This is a genomic window from Actinomyces gaoshouyii (genome assembly GCF_002072175.1).
In the GTDB taxonomy this organism is placed as follows: Bacteria; Actinomycetota; Actinomycetes; order Actinomycetales; family Actinomycetaceae; genus Actinomyces; species Actinomyces gaoshouyii.
The window spans coordinates 125,892-141,990 of the sequence record NZ_MVIV01000007.1 but is presented as its reverse complement, the minus strand read 5'-3'; the positions used below and the strand labels follow the sequence as shown (position 1 = coordinate 141,990).

Sequence of the window (16,099 nt, the reverse complement as noted above, 5' to 3'; positions counted from 1 at the left end):
CGAGACCGGTCCGCGGACCGGTCTCGCTCCTATTTTCAACCGGTCTCGCTCATTGGGGGAGATGATGAGTCAGGAGGTCGGCCAGGATGGGGGCCATGGCCCGGAAGGCCTGGCCCCGATGGGAGATCGCGTTCTTCTCCGCCGGACTCAACTGAGCGCTCGTGCGCCCTGCCGCCCCCGGCTCGTCCTCACTGGCGGGAATGAAGATCGGATCATAGCCGAAGCCTCCCTCGCCGACGGGCTCGGTGATGAGCCTGCCCTCCATCGAGCGCTCGATGATCTCCTCGCGCCCCGTCTCGCCCCCGGCCCCGGGGACGACGAGCACAGCGGTGCACGTGAAGCGCGCGGTGCGGTGCGGGTCGGCGACGGTGCTGATCTGGTCCAGGAGGAGCCGCAGGTTCGCCTCGTCGTCGCCGTGGAGGCCGGACCAGCGGGCGGAGAAGATCCCCGGCGCCCCGCCGAGGACATCCACGCACAGCCCCGAGTCGTCGGCGACGGCGGGCAGGCCGGTGGCCTGGGCCAAAGCCCGCGCCTTGATGAGGGAGTTCCCCGCGAAGCTGAGGCCGTTCTCGACCGGCTCGGGGGCTCTCAGCTCGGCGGCGGAGATGATAGCCCCGGGTGCCAGCCCGGGCACGAGCGGGGCCAGGATATCCCGCAGCTCGGCGAGCTTGCCGGCGTTGTGGGTGGCCAGGACGAGGCGGGCGCCGGATGGCACCTCGACGGCGGGGGAGTCCGCAGATTGCCGGCTGCTGGGAGTCACGCCCATTGTCAGGCCCCCGTGTCGGACGAGACCGTCACGGGCCCGTCGGCGCGCTCGGCAAGGGCCCGGCGCTGGAGGGCGGCGAGCTCGGCGTTGCCCGCGGCGGCCAGGTCGAGCAGGGCGCTGAGCTCGCTGCGGTCGAAGGGGGCGTGCTCGGCGGTGCCCTGGACCTCGATGAAGCGCCCGTCGCCGGTCTGAACGATGTTCATGTCGGTCTGGGCGCGCACGTCCTCCTCGTAGGGAAGGTCGAGGCAGGGGACGCCGTCGATGATGCCGACGCTGATGGCGCTCAGCGAGTCGGCGAGCACGGGCCGTCCGGCTCGCGACTTGATGAGTCCGCGCTCGGTGCCCCAGGCGACGGCGTCGGCCAGGGCGATGTAGGCCCCGGTGATCGCGGCGGTGCGGGTGCCGCCGTCGGCCTGAAGGACGTCGCAATCCAGCGCGATGGTGTTCTCGCCCAGGGCGCCCACATCGATGATGCCGCGCAGCGAGCGGCCGATGAGGCGGGAGATCTCGTGGGTGCGCCCGCCGACCCTGCCGCGCACGGACTCGCGGCCGCTGCGCTCGGATCCGGCACGGGGGAGCATCGCGTACTCGGCGGTCACCCAGCCCTCCCCGCTGCCCTTGCGCCAGCGCGGCACGCCCTCGGTGAACGACGCCGCGCACAGCACGCGAGTGCGCCCGAAGCTGATCAGGACGCTGCCCTCGGCATGATCGAGCCAACGGCGAGTGATGGTCACGGGGCGCAGCTCATCGGTCGCGCGCCCATCCTTGCGGGTGAAGACAGTCGTAGTCACATGGATAAGGGTAGCCGGGCAGTGCGCGAGAAGGGACTCGAACCCTCACGCCCGAAGGCACCAGGACCTAAACCTGGGGCGTCTACCAATTCCGCCACTCGCGCTCAGGGGCGAGCCTACCCGCTCGGGCGCTCGCCCCGCGGCCCGGTTGGTCCGGCGGGCCCCGGCCCGCCGGGCGCGGCGCCGCCTCAACCGGCTGGGGCTCGACGCCGTCTCAGTCGATGCCGAGCTCGGCGCGCAGGCGGCCGACGTGCCCGGTGGCCTTGACGTTGTGCTTGGCCAGCAGGACCTTCCCAGCGGTGTCCACGACGACGGTCGAGCGGATGACGCCGGTGACGACGCGCCCGTAGTTCTTCTTCTCGCCCCAGGCGCCCCAAGCCTCCATGACGGTGTGATCGGGGTCCGACAGCAATGGGAAGGGTAGGGACTGCTTCTCGGTGAAGCGCGCCAGGGCCGCGGGGGAGTCGGGGGAGATGCCGACCACCTCGTAGCCGGCGGCCCGCCAGGCGGCCAGGGAGTCGCGGAAATCGCAGGCCTCCTTGGTGCAGCCCGGCGTGGAAGCGCGGGGGTAGAAGTAGACGACGACGCCGGCACCGGCCCTCTGGCGCAGCTCGGCGAGGCCGACCTCGGCACCGTAGGCATCGGCCAGTGAGAAGTCAGGGGCTGTGTCCCCGACGGCGAGGGGGCTCATGATCCGTCTCCTGTCCTTTTATCCACGCTGGGCGTTGTTCTTCCGCGGGGCGGGCCTCAGGCGGCCAGGTCCAGGGCCTCCTCGGCGGCCTGCAGGCGCTCCAGGGCCCGCTCGAGGCGGGCCGGGGATGCGGTGGCGACCAGGGAGGCGACCTCGGTGCGGGCCGCGGCGAGCTCGCGCTCGGCGTCCTCGCGGGATGCGGTGATGCTGATGATGTTCGTCATTGCTCTCTCCTTCTTCTTCATCTCAGCCCTTCTGCGAGGGCTCCTCATGCCGGGCGCGGGCAGGGACGGCAGAGAACCTGCTCGGCGGCGCTGGCGCGCTCCGGCGGATGGTCACGGTGGGCGCGAACGGCACAGGGCTTCCGGAGGGTTCTCCACGGGGGAGGGCGCCTCGGCGCTCGCGGCACGGCGGCGTGCGCTCGGTATTCATTCCCGCAGCGGCATCGCGCCGATCCAAACGTGGTACACCGCCAAGGACTCGAACCTTGAACCCGCTGATTAAGAGTCAGCTGCTCTACCAATTGAGCTAGCGGTGATCAGCCACTCGCGTGGCCGACGCCTCCGGCTGGGCCGGTAGCCGTCGTACCCCCTCAGGGACTCGAACCCTGGACACCCTGATTAAGAGTCAGGTGCTCTAACCAACTGAGCTAAGGAGGCTCTGGTGAGCGGCTTCCGGCTGGGCCGGTAGCCGTCGTACCCCCTCAGGGACTCGAACCCTGGACACCCTGATTAAGAGTCAGGTGCTCTAACCAACTGAGCTAAGGAGGCATTGGATTGTCATGATCGTCAGGCGCGAGCGCTTGGCAACGGAGACAGAGTGTATCTCCGGGGCGCGGAGCGAGTCCAGCCGAGAGCGGTTCGAAACCCTCGATGTGCCTGAGATCTCAGGTCTCAGCGGGGGTGGTGCCTTTCCGCGCCGCAGGCCCCGCCGACCCGGGGAGCTCGGCGAGTCCCGCGAGTCCTGCAAGTTCAGTGGCGAAGCGATCGGTGGCCCTGATGAGGGAGTCGAGAGTCTCGGGCTCGTTGAAGGCGTGACCCGCGGTGGGGCTGATGCGCAGCTCGGCCTCCGGCCAAGCGCGGTGGAGGGCCCAGGCGGTACCGATGGGGCAGCACATGTCGTAGCGACCCTGGACGATCACCCCGGGGATGCCGTGGTCGGCCAGCGTCCTGGCGCGGGTGAGCAGCTCGCCGTCGTCCATCCAGCCGTGGTTGACGAAGTAGTGGTTCTCGATGCGTGCGAAGGTGAGGGCGAAGGCCGGGTCCTGGACCTCGTCGATGTGCCCCTGGTCGCGCAGGAGTGTGGAGGTCGCCGCCTCCCATGTGGTCCAGGCGATGGCCGCCGGGCCGTGGACGGCGGGGTCTGGATTGGTCAGAAGGTCGTGGTAGCGCTCGATGTACCCGCCTGGGCCGACGCCGTCGCCGGCCGCCGCGGTGTAGGCCTCCCACTCGTCGGGCCAGACCATGTCCGCGCCGCCCGCCTCGTAGTACCAGTCGAGCTCGCGCTGGCGCAGGGTGAAGATGCCGCGCAGGACGAGGGCGGCCGCGCGCTCGGGGTGCGTGACGGCGTAGGCCAGGGCCAGGGTGGATCCCCAGGACCCGCCGAAGATGAGCCAGGACTCGACCCCCAGGTGAGCGCGCAGGCGCTCCATGTCCTCCACGAGGTGCCAGGTGGTGTTCGCCGTGAGGTCCGCCTCCGGCTCCCAGGCGTGGGGCAGGGAGCGCCCGCAGCCGCGCTGGTCGAACAGGATGATCCTGTACTTCTCCGGATCGAAGCAGCGCCGGTGCGCCGGTGAGCAGCCGCCGCCGGGGCCTCCATGGACGAAGATCGCCGGGATGCCTGCTGGGTTGCCGCACTCCTCGTAGTAGACGCTCTGGCCGTCGCCCACCTCGAGAAGGCCGGTGGCGTAGGGCTCGATCTCCGGGTAGAAGCCGCGCAGGGCCGATGACGGCGAGGCGTCGGCAGGGGAAGCGTCGTCGGTGGGCAGGGGGCTGGGACTGGTGCGCTCTAAGGTGCTCATGGCGGCATTATGGTGCCGGCGCGGGGCACTGGCTGCTCCTGAGGGTGCGCTGCCGGCGGCGGTGGCGGGATGCTGGGAGCGGGTCTAGGGGAATTGCTCATCATCTCGTTGGTTCTCACAGCCCCGGACGCGGGACCTAGGGCCGTGCGCGCGGTACGGTGGGACCGTGAGCATGCCGATTGTGACCCTCGCGACCTCCTCCGACTTCCCGGGACTCGACGAGGATGACCGCGCCCTGCCCGACGCGCTGCGCGAGCGGGGCATCGAGCCGCGCATCGCCGTGTGGAACGAGCCGGGCGTGGACTGGGGGGAGTCGGACATGGTGGTCCTGCGCTCCGTGCGCGACTACGCCAAGAGCGACCGCTACGAGGGCTTCATGGCATGGACGCGTTCCGTGCCGCGCCTGGCCAACCATCCCGACGTGGTCGCCTGGAACGCGGATAAGCACTACTTGCGCCGCCTCAGTGAGCTGGGCGCCCCCATGATCCCGACCCTGTGGCTGGAGCCCGATGCCGGGCTGTCCAAGCACCAGGTGCACTGCCGCTTCCCGGCATTCGGCGACTTCGTGGTCAAGCCGGCCATCTCCTCGGGCGGCCGCGGCACGGGGCGTTACACGGCGATCGACGCCGGATCGCGCTCGGAGGCCATCAACGACGCCATGCATCACCTCTCGCGGGGCCGCACGGTCATGGTGCAGCGCTACCTCGAGGAGGTGGACCGCCGCGGTGAGCTCTCCCTGGTCTACTTCAACGGCGTGCTCTCCCACGCCGTTGAGAAGGCCCCTATGCTGCATCCCTCCTTCCGCTCCACGGACGAGGTCCACGAAGAGATCGTCACGGCCCGCGAGCCCAGCGAGCAGGAGTGGCTGTGGGGCGAGCGCGTGCGCAAGGCCATCCACCAGCACATCAAGGAACGCTCCGGGCGCGACATCCAGTTGCTGTTCAACCGGGTCGACGTCGTCGAGGACGGCCAGGGGGGCTTCTACCTCATGGAGGTCTCGCTCATCGACGCCGGCCTCTACCTGGGCTCGGCCCCCGACGCCCTCAATAACTTCGCCGACGCCATCGCCCAGCGCGTCTTCTGGTGACCGGGACGCTCCGGGCGGCGTTCCACGGTTGGGCGGCCGCCTGATCCTGGGGTGCCTCGCGTGCTGAGCCCGGTGTGGTAGGACTGTGCCATGCGCACGCTGCTCAACATCATCTGGGTCGTCTTCGGCGGCTTGTGGCTCTTCCTCGGCTACATCCTCGCCGGGATCGTCGCCTGCGTCTTCATCATCACCATCCCCGCCGGGGTGGCCTGCTTCCGCATCGCCGGGTACGTGCTGTGGCCCTTCGGCCGCCAGGTGGTTCCCAGCCCGGGCGCCGGCGTTATGAGCGGGCTGTCCAACGTCATCTGGTTCCTCATCGCCGGCCTGTGGCTCGCCATCGGACATGTGACCACTGCCTTCGCCCAGGCCGTCACGATCATCGGGATCCCCCTGGCCATCGCCAATATCAAGCTCATCCCCGTCACCTGCTTCCCCTTCGGCAAGCGGGTCGTCCCCGGGCGCGGTCTCCTCTGAGGCCGCCGATCCAGGTGCCCGAGCGGCGCGCCGATCCCCGATCCGATCAGAGGCTGACGCGGCGAGCCGCTGACCAATAGCCCCCGTAGCACACCGCCAGGAAGACCGCTGTGATCCCCAGGGCCGGACGCTGAACCGGGTCGAAGACGATGAGCAGGCACGACGCCGTTGCCAATACCAGTGCCGCGATCGGCACCCATGGGTATCCCGGCGCCCGATACGCCAGCTCCCCAGCGCTGCGCCCCTCGGCCACCCACCTGCGCCGGAACGACAGGTGCGAGGCCGAGATCGCCACCCACACGAGCACCACGGCCAGGCCCGAGACCGACACCAGCACGAGATAGACCGTCGAGGCCGCGTGCACCGAGGTCAGGAGCGCGGCCAGGCCCCCGACCATGGACAGGCCCATCGCCAGGGCGGGCACGCCGAAGCGGTTCGTGCGCGCCAGCGCCTTCGGCAGGGTCCCCTCGTTCGCCAGGGACCACAGCATTCGGGTCGAGGCGTAGAGCCCCGAGTTCGCCGCCGACAGGATCGCCGTCAGGATGACGACGTTCATGATGTCCCCGGCCCCGGGGATCCCAATCCCGTCCAGGACGGTGACGAAGGGGCTCTCCTCCACGCCCGCGTCCTCCCATGGGATGAGCGCCGCGATGACGACGATGGAGCCGATGAAGAACACAACCAGCCGGGCCAGAGTGGCGTGGATCGCGCGGGGGATCGTGGCGCCCGGATCCTTCACCTCTCCCGCGGTGATGCCGATGAGCTCGGTGCCCGAGAAGGCGAAGTTGACCGCGAGGATCGTGGTGAACACCGCGCCGAGGCCATTGGGGAGGAAACCATCGCCGGTGAGGTTCGACAGCAGCGGTGCCGCGCCGCCTGTGCCACTGGAGCCCCCACCGCCCGAGCTCCCCGCCCCACTGCCGTCATAGGGCAGCAGGCCCACCACTGCCGCAGCGCCCAGGACGATGAACAGGATGATCGCCACGACCTTCACCCCGGACAGCAGCGTCTCCGCCTCGGCGAAGACGCGCACCGAGAGCATGTTGAGCACGAGGATGAGCACGATGAACAGCGCCGCCCATACCCATACAGGCACCCCCGGGAACCAGCCGTTCATGATGATAGCCGCCCCCGTGAACTCGCTGCCCAGTGCCACCGTCCACGTCAGCCAGTACAGCACTGCCGTCACGAAGCCCGTCGCCGGCCCGATGAAGCGGCGAGCGTAGACGTGGAAGGCCCCGGTGAAGGGCATCGCTACGCTCAACTCGCCCAGGCACATCATCACCAGGTACACGATGACAGCGCCGATCGAGTAGGCCAGGACGGTCCCGAAGGGCCCCGCCTGGTTGATCGTGTACCCGGTGGACAGGAACAGGCCCGTGCCGATGACCCCGCCGAAGCTGATCATCATGAGGTGCCGCTTGCTCATGCGTCTCTCGAGGGCATCGATGCGTCCCTCGGCGGCGGTCTGATCCGATGCGGCCAGGGGTCGGCTGGGGGAGGAGTCGTCGCTGGGCATGGCGGAGACGCTATCGGGCAGGTCAGAGACGCTGACGGCGCATCTCGCGAAGCGGGCCGAGCGGCGCGGGCCGCCGATGGCGGGCAGTAGGCTCCCGGCATGGAGGCCACCTCGACCCGCCCGAGCAGCCCTGGCCGAAGCGCTGCCGGAAGCGCCCACGACAACGCCGATGTCTCCCCGCTGGCCCGGGCTCTGCGCGAGGGCCCTCTTGTCCTCGACGGCGCGATGGGCACCGAGCTCGACGCGCGCGGCATCCCCACCGCCCAGGAACTGTGGTCCGCCCTCGCCCTCGTCACCGCGCCGGAGGCCGTGGCGGCCGTCCACGAATCCTATCTGCGCGCGGGCGCGCGCGTCATCACCACCAACTCCTACCAGGCTGCCCTGCCCGCTCTCATGCGCTCAGGGTTGAGCGAGCCCGAGGCCCGGGGCGCCATCGCCTCCAGCGCCCGCATCGCCCTGGAGACGGCCGAGCGCTTCTCGCAGGAGCGCCCTGATCGGGCGGCGCTCGTCGCCGGGAGCCTCGGGCCCTACGGCGCCTACCTTGCCGACGGATCGGAGTACACCGGCGCCTACGCCCTCCAAGCGCCCGACTTCGAGGCCGTCCACATCCCGCGCATCGAGGCGCTGGCCGGCGAGGGCATCCGGCTCTTTGCCGTCGAGACCCAGCCCCGGCTCGACGAGGCCCAGTGGATCGTCAGGCAGCTCGGCCGGATCGCCCCTGGCAGCGAGTGCTGGGTCTCCTTCCAGACGGAGGACGACGGCGAGCGCCTGGCCGATGGCACCCCGCTCGCCGAGGTCGGGGCATGGGCCGATGTCGAGCCCGGCGTGGCCGCCGTCGGCATCAACTGCGTCGCGCCTAGCGCGGTCACGCCCGCGCTGGGCGTTCTCGGGAGCGTGACCGCCAAGCCATTGGTCGCCTACCCCAATTCCGGGGACATCTACCACCCGAGCACGAAGACCTGGACCTCTGCCGCCCCCGACCAGCGCTTCACCGCCCAGGCGCCGGACTGGGGGGAGGCAGGCGCGCGCCTCATCGGCGGCTGCTGCCGGACGACGCCCGCCGACACTGCGGTGCTGCGCGGGCTCGTCGATGCTCGCTGAGGGTGAGGCGCCTGCGGAGTACCACGCCACGCGCTGGTGGCGTGCGGCCCAGCACGACTTCGCTTCCCGACTGGCCTGGTCGGTCACGCCCCGCTTCGAGGACGCGAACCACCCACCGGTGGTCAGCGTCGTCGGCGGGCCCTCGCGCGAGCAGTGCCCGGAAGGCGGGCTGCGGCGTGCGGTCCGGGCTGGCGAGCGGCTACGGCTCCAGGCTGAGGCCACCGACCCCGATGGCGATGCTGTTGCCCTGCGTTGGTGGTCCTACCCCGAGGCGGGACCGAGGCCCTGCCCTGTGGCGCCCGCCGTGGACGACGACGGCCAGGGCGGCGCCGTCGTCTTGGTTCCACAGGAGGCTGAGCCTGGCCAGGAGATCCACCTCGTGGTCGAGGGGACGGACGACGGCGTGCCGGCGCTGACCCGGTACCAGCGAGTGGTGCTGGTGGTGGGTTAAAGGCTGTGGCTGGCCACCTCGGTCGCACGGGCCGGCGTTTCTTCAGCCCCGCTGAAGCAGGTGGAAGTCCCAGCTGAAGACCTCGCCGTCGCTGGCTCCCTCGGGCGCCTTGGGCCCGCCGTAGGTGCGGCCGGTGCACGAGCGTGCCCACGGCTGCCAGCCGGGGTCGCCGTGACGGAGGAACCCCATCCAGTCGGCGTGCGCCACCGTGGCCAGGGCCTGGGGACGTTGCGGGCCCTGGACGCCGTCGGCGTGAGGGTGGGCCAGGCAGTCGAAGACGAAGGGAACCTCCTGGCAGTGCCCGGCCAGGCCCGCGCCCGGTCCCGGGAGGGTCGAGCCCCAGGCGAAGTCGTAGAGCCAGGTCCGTCCTGCTGTCTCTCGATCCGCGGCGCGCAGGCGCACCACCTCTAGCGCGGGCAGCCGGAAGAGATAGTCGGAGATGACTTGCCCCGCGCCCACGAGATCGGCGTCGGGGCGTCCCGTCAGCTCGGGATAGGCCGCGTGAAAGGCCTTGACTTCGACCGGCTCCAGGCCGGCTTCAGCCAGCAGGCGGTCCACGCTCACCTGCTCCGCACTACCGCACAGCCGTGCCAGGGGCTCGGCCAGCGCGTGACCAATGAGCGTCATCTCATGGGTCACTCCGCCAATGAGCAGCGGGACCTGGTGACCTGCTCCAGCGCGCACCGCCTCGAAGGTCGCCTGTGGCAGGACCTCGCCGTCGACCACCGGCATGAAGGTGCGTGACATCGTGCGAGGAAGCCGCAGGAAGGGCGCCAGCCCTTCAGGACCCAGGTCGATGTCAAAGAGCGGGAACTCGGTGCCCAGCGTGGCTGCGACGTCGAGCACCTCCTCCTCGGTCAGGCTGCGCCAGCCGGCCAGCGTGGCTGGCACGCCTGCGAGCTCGGCCTCGCGTGTGGCCACGGCACGAGCATCGGCGAGAGTGGCCGCCGTCGTCCCACCGGACTGGCAGATTGCGGCGCTGAACAGGCCGCGAGCGCATGGAGCGGTCAGCAGCGCGAGCACGCTCGCTCCGCCTGCGCTCTGACCGGCGATGGTGACGCGCCCTGGGGCCCCACCGAAGGCAGCGATGTTCTCGCGAACCCACTCCAGCGCCATGACCTGGTCCAGGATGCCGCGGTTGACCGGCGCGTCGGAGTCCGGCACCCAGCCGAAGCCGTCCATGCCCAGACGGTAGGACAGGCTGACCGTCACCACTGCGTCGCGGTTGAAGGCGGCGCCGTCGTAGTACGGGCTGTTGTGGCTGCCGGCGAAGAAGCCGCCGCCGTAGATCCACACCAGGACCGGCAGCCGGGCTTCCGAGGAGGGATCGGGAGTGAAGACGTTGAGGACCTCTTCACCGCTCACGCTGGGCTCAGGGATCGCGGTGGTCACCCCGAAGGGACGACGCTGAGGCGTGGGGCCGGGCAGGGCCGCCTCGCGTACGCCCTGCCAGCGCTCGGCGCGCACGGGTGCCATGAAGCGTCGCGGGCCCACCGGCGGCTGAGCGTAGGGGATGTTGTAGAAGGCGGCCGAGCGGTCATAGACCGCCGTGGCACCGGGCGGGAGTGCGACCTGACGCCAGACCCCACGCAGGGTGCCGGCTGGCGCGCTGACCACGGGGCCCGCCTCGCCGGTGGGGGCGGCGATCGGGGTGGAGGCGGGGTGGATCGCCCAGGCGGGTGACACCGTGGTGGAGCGGTCGGTGAGCGGTGACTGGGGCATGGCAGGTCCTTGTGAGTGAGCGGCCAGGTTGCGTCGGTGCTGGGGTGGCCGACGACGCCGCGCTCCACTGTAGGAGGGCGGCGCCGTCGGATGGCTGCCTGGGGCAGCGCGTGCTAGATCGCGGTGTAGGTCAGCGACCGGATACGGGTACGGCCGGCCAGCGCGCGCACTCCGATCATGCGGCCGGTAAAGCCACCGGCCACCTCGCTGGACAGGAAGCGGCCGTCCAGGCGGCCAGCTCGTGGGCGCCCTCGTCGTCGCTCAGGCCCAGGATGAGGGTGTCAGGTACCTGCGAGCCGAAGAACCCGGGTACGGGCGGCTCGGCTCGCGCCCACAGGCGCACCGTGCCCGCGGCCGGGAGCACCGGCGAGCTGCTGGGACAGGTCCAGGACCGTGGCGACGGCGCCGCCATCAAGGAGCTCGGCTTCGTCCGCTCCGAGACGGCCAGGCGCCTGCGGCACGGCGGGTCCTCCCTGACCGGAGTTCTCGTCCACGACATCTCCAACCCCTTCTTCACCGAGGCGGCCCGCGGGATTGAGGACCGGCTGCGTCAGGACGGGCGCGTGCCCATGGTTGGCTCCACGGACTCTGATCCCCACCGCGACCGCGAGCTCATGAGCGTGCTGGCCGGTCTGGACGTGCGCGGCGTCATCGTCACCCCTTCGGCCTTCACACTGGACAACCTGGCCGTGCTCGCCGGCCGCGGCATCCGGGTGGTGCTGATGGACCACCCAGCGATTTCGGACAAGGTCCTGGTGGAGGTCGAGGCGGTGCACGAGGGCGCGAGCTACTGCGCAGACGCCGGCGCGGTCGGAGCGGCCCGGCTGCTGGATGATCCCGAGCCCCCCACGGCCCTGTTCTGTGCCAACGACCAGATGGCCATCGGAGCCATGCGCGTCATTCGTGACCGCGGCCTGCGCATCCCCCAGGACGTGGCGATCGTGGGCTACGACGCGTCGCCATCGCCTCCGAGCTCATCACGCCGCTGACCAGCGTGCACCAGCCCATGCGTGAGATTGGCCGGGCCGCAGCGGACCTGCTGCTCTCCGACGGCTCGGCGATCCAGCACATCACCTTCGCGCCTGAGCTCGTGGTGCGCGAGTCCACGCAGGCGCCTACTTCTGCGGGCCCACGCTCAGCAGGTGGATGACGGCCCTGTCCGCCTGGTCGCACTCGGCCAGGTCGACAAGTGCGGTCAGCCGCCAGTCGTGGTCCCCGTCTGGGTCCTCCAGCACCTGGGTAGCCAGCCACACGGTACGGCCGCTCCTGGCGAAGGCCTCGATGAGACGGTCGGAGACCCCGGCCGCCGCCAGGTCCGTGGAGCTCGGGGCCTCGTCGAGCGGGGCCAGCACGACCGCGCGCGCGGCCGTGTCGGTGCCGATCCAGTCGTACTCGTCCCAGTAGCGGGCCAGGACGTCGTCCCACCGATCCTCGCCCCAGCCGGAGGAGGTGTCCAGGCGTCCTAGGGCCTCGACGTCGTCGCGCGCCATGAGCTCGACGCGACGGAACATCTCCTTGCGCACCGCCACGCGGAAGGCGTGGAGGTTGCGGCTGAAGGCCACCTTGCCGTTCTCGTCCGCCCCGAAGGCGCGCTCGACGCCGATCGAGTCGTCCTCGCCGGGGCAGTCGCCTTCCAGGATCCCGGCCGCCAGCTCGGCACGGCCGGCCTGGGCGGCGCCCAGCGCCTCCCACTCGTCCAGCAGGGAGGAGTCAACCGCACGCACCAGGTTCCCCAGCCAGTCGATAAGGGCGGAGACCTCCTCAGTGCGGTGCTCCTCGGGGACCACCTGGCGCAGCGCCCGGTAGGCGTCAGTGAGGTAGCGCAGGAGGACTCCCTCGCTGCGGCCCAGCTCATAGCGCGAGACCAGGTCGGAGAAGGTCATCGCTGACTCCACCATGTCCCGCACCACGGACTTGGGACGCAGCTCGTACTCGGCGATCCAGGGGTTGGACTGCTTGTACATCTCCAGCGCGGGAGCCAGGAGCTCAGCCAGGGGCTGGGGCCAGGTGACCTCCTCCAGCGCGGCCATGCGCTCGTCATAGTCCAGGACCTCGGCCTTCATCGCGGCGATCGCCTCGCCACGGGCCTGTCGCTGCTGGGCATAGAGCAAGGGGCGCGGGTCGTCCAGAGTCGCCTCGACGACGCTGACGACGTCCACCGTGTGCTCGGGGGAGTCCACGCCCAGCAGGTCCATGGCCGCCAGAGCGAAGGGGGCGAGGGGCTGGTTGAGAGCGAAGTCGTCAGGCAGGTCCACCGCCAGGCGCAGGCGTGGGCGGCCATCCGACCGGGCCTGGGCGGATGAGACGTGGGTGAGCACCCCGGCCGTGCGCAGCGAGAGGTAGATGTCGATCGCACGGCGTACGTGCTTGCGCCTCATCGCCTCGCTCTCGTGGACGCGTGAGAGCAGCTGGGCCATTGCCGCCACGGGATCGCCGTCGCGCTCCATGAGGCCCAGGACCATGGTGGTAGTGACCTGGAACTGGCTCGTCAGCGTCTCGGGCTGGGCGTCCCGCAGGCGCTCGAAGGTCTTGTCCGTCCAGTTGACCCGGCCCTCGGGAGCAGCCTTGCGCACGATCTTGCGGCGCTTGCGCTCGTCGTCTCCGGCCTTGGCCAGGGCCCTGGCGTTCTCGATCACGTGCTCGGGAGCCTGGACGACCACGTAGCCGCGGGTGTCGAAGCCGGCGCGGCCCGCACGGCCGGCGATCTGGTGGAACTCGCGCGCCGTGAGGTGGCGCTCCTTGGCGCCGTCGAACTTGACCAGGGAGGTCAGCACCACTGAGCGGATGGGGACGTTGATGCCCACTCCCAAGGTGTCCGTGCCGCAGATGACGCTCAGCAGGCCCTCACGCGCCAGACGCTCGACCAGCCTGCGGTAGCGCGGCAGCATCCCGGCGTGGTGCACCCCGATGCCGGCGCGCAGCAGGCGCGAGAGCGTGGCACCGAAACCCGGTCCGAACCGGAAGGAGCCCAGCGCCGCAGCCACCTCCTTCTTGCGTGACTTGGGGACGAGGTCCACGCTGAGCAGCGAGGTGGCCCGCTCGATCGCCTCCTTCTGGGAGAAGTGGACGACGTAGACCGGGGCCTTGTGCTGCTGGACCAAGCGCTGGAGCAGCTCACCGATCGGCTCGACGACGTACTCCATCTCCAGGGGCACCGGTCGCTCAGCCCCTTCGATGACGGCGACCTCCCGGCCTGTGCGCTCCCTCATGTCCTTGACGAAGAAGCTCACGTCTCCCAGCGTGGCCGACAGCAGCACCATCTGGGCCTGGGGCAACTCCAGCAGCGGCACCTGCCAGGCCCAACCCCGTTGCGGGTCGGCGTAGTAGTGGAACTCGTCCATGATGACGCAGTCCACGTCCATGGCCTCGCCCTCGCGCAGGGACTGGTTGGCCAGGATCTCCGCCGTGCAGCAGATGATGGGGGCGGCGGCGTTGATCGAGGTGTCCCCGGTGACCATGCCGACATTGTCCGCGCCGAAGAGCCGCACGAGCTCGAAGAACTTCTCACTCACCAGGGCCTTGAGGGGCGCGGTGTAGTAGGAGCGCCCGCCCCGGGCCAGCGAGGCGGTGTGGGCCGCCAGCGCGATCATTGACTTGCCCGAGCCCGTGGGGGTCGCGGCGATGACGTGGCGCCCGTCCAGGATCTGGCTCAGCGCCTCGTCCTGGTGGGGGTAGAGCGGGCGCCCGGTCTCCTCGGCCCACTCGGTGAAGGCGAGGTAGACCTCCTCCGGCTCAGGCACGCGCTGCGGTTCATCGGCCGGGATGAGCGCATCGAGCATCGCGTTGAGTGCGGGGGCCGGGGGAGCGGTGCCGGTGGACATGGCGCCATCGTCCCACACGGGATCCAGCGCGCTTCGGCCCAGAATCCGGCACGGCGCTTCGCGCAGGGGTCGCTTCATGAGAGCATGCCCGGCATTCCCATAATCAGCGGAAGGCGCAGCATGGACGCACTCGCGGCGAACCTCCAGGAGATCGCCGACTGGATCACCGCCCACATCACCATGTGGGTGCTGGTCGGCACGGGCCTCATCCTGACCATCGCCACCCGGGGCGTTCAGCTCCGCCACCTGGGCTCCATGATCCGGCAGGTGCGGGGCGCGCGCAGTGGCGCCGACGGCGGCATCTCCTCCTTCCAGGCCTTCGCGATATCGCTGGCCGCGCGCGTGGGGATCGGCAACGTTTTCGGCGTGGCCGCTGCCCTCCTCATGGGAGGGCCCGGCGCGATCTTCTGGATGTGGGTGGTGGCGCTGGTCGGTATGGCCACGGCCTTCTTCGAGGCGACCCTCGCGCAGGTATTCAAGGTCCGCTCCGCCGACGGGGCCTTCCGCGGTGGACCCGCCTTCTACATGACCAGGGGGATGGGAAGCCGCCCCCTCGCCGTCGTCTTCTCCATCATCTCCCTGGTCACCTGCGGGTTCATCATCACTTCGGTGCAGTCGAACTCGGTCGCGGGAACCCTTCTGGCGGCCTTCGACGCGGACGACGCCGCCCCGCTGCCCGGCGTCGGGGGACTGACATCCGCCCAGCTCGTCGTCGCCGCCCTCATCTTCGTGTTCACCGCGATGGTCGTCTTCGGCGGGGTGCGGGCCGTGGCACGCGTGACCGAGTGGATGGCCCCGATCATGGCCCTCATCTACATCGTCCTCGTCGCCCTCATCTGCCTGACCAATATCCACGAGTTCGTCGACGTCCTGGGCCAGATCGTGCGCGCCGCCTTCGCCCCCGAGCCCATCGCCGGGGGCCTGGGCGGAGGCATCCTCGCCGCCGTCGTCAATGGCACCAAGCGGGGCCTGTTCTCCAATGAGGCCGGTCAGGGCACCGCCCCCAACGCCGCTGCCACCGCCACCGTCGCCCACCCCGTCCAGCAGGGGCTCATCCAGTCCCTCGGCGTCTTCGTGGACACGATCATCGTGTGCACGGCCACCGCCTTCGTCATCCTCATCGCCGGGCCCGAGGTCTGGTCCTCCCCGGACGCCAATCCCGCGACGCTGACCACCCTGGCCATCGCCCACGAGTTGGGCGGTTGGGCCGTGGCGCCCATGGCGGTGCTCATCTTCGTGCTCGCCTACTCCTCCATCATCGCCGCCTACGTGTACTCCGACGTCAATATGGAGTACCTCGTGGGGCCCCGGCGCTGGGCGAGCTGGACGGTGCGCGTGCTCTCCGTGGTCTCGGCCTCCGCCGGTGCCATCCTCACCCTCGACGTGGTGTGGAACGCCGTCGACATCGCCATGGCCATTATGACGCTCACCAACCTCGCGGCCCTGCTCTGGCTCGTGCGCTGGGGCGTGGGCGCCCTGCGCGACTACGAGGCCCAGATCCGCGCCGGAATCGCCGAGCCGGTCTTCGTGGGGCGCGGCAACCCCCACCTGCCCGGAGACGTCCCCGGCGACGTGTGGGCCTCGCGCGACGACGCCGTCCCCTCACCCCGATCGACCCAGCCGGCCGCCTCGACCGGCGCCGAGCACTGTTCCTGA

The 16,099-nt window shown here is 70.3% G+C and carries 13 protein-coding genes, 3 tRNA genes and 1 pseudogene; 6 read left to right on the top strand and 11 right to left on the bottom strand.

Annotated features, from left to right (window positions below; all coding sequences use genetic code 11):
- Window positions 1-49 precede the first annotated feature (49 nt).
- From B1H50_RS07545 to pip, 8 genes are all read right to left on the bottom strand, one after another.
- Window positions 50-766: a non-canonical purine NTP pyrophosphatase gene (locus tag B1H50_RS07545; protein WP_080463160.1), complete on the bottom strand. Its 717-nt coding sequence runs from the start codon at window positions 764-766 to the stop codon at window positions 50-52.
- 2 nt (window positions 767-768) lie between these two features.
- Entirely contained in the window at window positions 769-1,557 is a 789-nt protein-coding gene (gene rph / locus B1H50_RS07540) for a ribonuclease PH (RefSeq protein WP_080463159.1), read from the bottom strand.
- Between the two features lie 22 nt (window positions 1,558-1,579).
- Window positions 1,580-1,661, bottom strand: a tRNA-Leu gene (locus B1H50_RS07535).
- Window positions 1,662-1,771: 110 nt separating this feature from the next.
- Window positions 1,772-2,248, bottom strand: coding sequence for a thioredoxin-dependent thiol peroxidase (gene bcp / locus B1H50_RS07530; protein WP_080463157.1), 477 nt, complete (start codon window positions 2,246-2,248; stop codon window positions 1,772-1,774).
- A 56-nt stretch (window positions 2,249-2,304) separates the two neighbouring features.
- Window positions 2,305-2,472: a hypothetical protein gene (locus B1H50_RS09830; protein ID WP_164505186.1), complete on the bottom strand. Its 168-nt coding sequence runs from the start codon at window positions 2,470-2,472 to the stop codon at window positions 2,305-2,307.
- 361 nt (window positions 2,473-2,833) lie between these two features.
- A tRNA-Lys gene (locus B1H50_RS07520) sits at window positions 2,834-2,907 on the bottom strand.
- Between the two features lie 37 nt (window positions 2,908-2,944).
- A tRNA-Lys gene (locus B1H50_RS07515) sits at window positions 2,945-3,018 on the bottom strand.
- 116 nt (window positions 3,019-3,134) lie between these two features.
- Complete coding sequence (gene pip / locus B1H50_RS07510; protein WP_229657977.1) at window positions 3,135-4,268, bottom strand: prolyl aminopeptidase; 1,134 nt, start codon at window positions 4,266-4,268, stop codon at window positions 3,135-3,137.
- Between the two features lie 166 nt (window positions 4,269-4,434).
- Between pip and B1H50_RS07505 the strand changes: the two genes are divergently transcribed.
- Together B1H50_RS07505 and B1H50_RS07500 are read left to right on the top strand one after the other, a co-directional pair.
- Window positions 4,435-5,355, top strand: coding sequence for an ATP-grasp domain-containing protein (locus B1H50_RS07505; RefSeq protein WP_080463155.1), 921 nt, complete (start codon window positions 4,435-4,437; stop codon window positions 5,353-5,355).
- Between the two features lie 90 nt (window positions 5,356-5,445).
- On the top strand, window positions 5,446-5,829 hold the full coding sequence (locus B1H50_RS07500) for a YccF domain-containing protein (protein WP_080463154.1): 384 nt from the start codon (window positions 5,446-5,448) through the stop codon (window positions 5,827-5,829).
- A 46-nt stretch (window positions 5,830-5,875) separates the two neighbouring features.
- On the opposite strand, the gene B1H50_RS07495 is transcribed toward B1H50_RS07500, so the two are convergent.
- Complete coding sequence (locus B1H50_RS07495) at window positions 5,876-7,258, bottom strand: amino acid permease (RefSeq protein ID WP_080463178.1); 1,383 nt, start codon at window positions 7,256-7,258, stop codon at window positions 5,876-5,878.
- A 189-nt stretch (window positions 7,259-7,447) separates the two neighbouring features.
- On the opposite strand from B1H50_RS07495, the gene mmuM reads away from it, so the two are divergent.
- Window positions 7,448-8,449, top strand: a complete 1,002-nt coding sequence (mmuM, locus tag B1H50_RS07490; protein ID WP_080463153.1) for a homocysteine S-methyltransferase — start codon at window positions 7,448-7,450, stop codon at window positions 8,447-8,449.
- Entirely contained in the window at window positions 8,439-8,900 is a 462-nt protein-coding gene (locus B1H50_RS07485) for a hypothetical protein (RefSeq protein ID WP_188640739.1), read from the top strand. The genes mmuM and B1H50_RS07485 overlap by 11 nt, the downstream gene beginning before the upstream one ends.
- Before the next feature lie 42 nt (window positions 8,901-8,942).
- Here the strand turns inward: B1H50_RS07485 and B1H50_RS07480 are convergent, their stop codons facing one another.
- Window positions 8,943-10,622 (bottom strand): carboxylesterase/lipase family protein, encoded by a 1,680-nt coding sequence (locus B1H50_RS07480; protein ID WP_080463152.1) that lies wholly within the window; start codon window positions 10,620-10,622, stop codon window positions 8,943-8,945.
- Window positions 10,623-10,894: 272 nt separating this feature from the next.
- Here B1H50_RS07480 and B1H50_RS07475 point away from each other — a divergent pair.
- Window positions 10,895-11,772, top strand: a pseudogene (locus tag B1H50_RS07475) (LacI family DNA-binding transcriptional regulator).
- Here the strand turns inward: B1H50_RS07475 and B1H50_RS07470 are convergent.
- The gene (locus tag B1H50_RS07470; RefSeq protein ID WP_080463176.1) at window positions 11,738-14,401 is read right to left on the bottom strand and encodes a DEAD/DEAH box helicase; all 2,664 of its coding nucleotides are present in this window, start codon (window positions 14,399-14,401) and stop codon (window positions 11,738-11,740) included. The pseudogene B1H50_RS07475 and the gene B1H50_RS07470 sit on opposite strands and share 35 nt — an antisense overlap.
- A gap of 162 nt (window positions 14,402-14,563) precedes the next feature.
- On the opposite strand from B1H50_RS07470, the gene B1H50_RS07465 reads away from it, so the two are divergent.
- A complete protein-coding gene (locus B1H50_RS07465) occupies window positions 14,564-16,099 on the top strand; it encodes an alanine/glycine:cation symporter family protein (RefSeq protein ID WP_080463150.1) in 1,536 nt (511 codons plus the stop codon).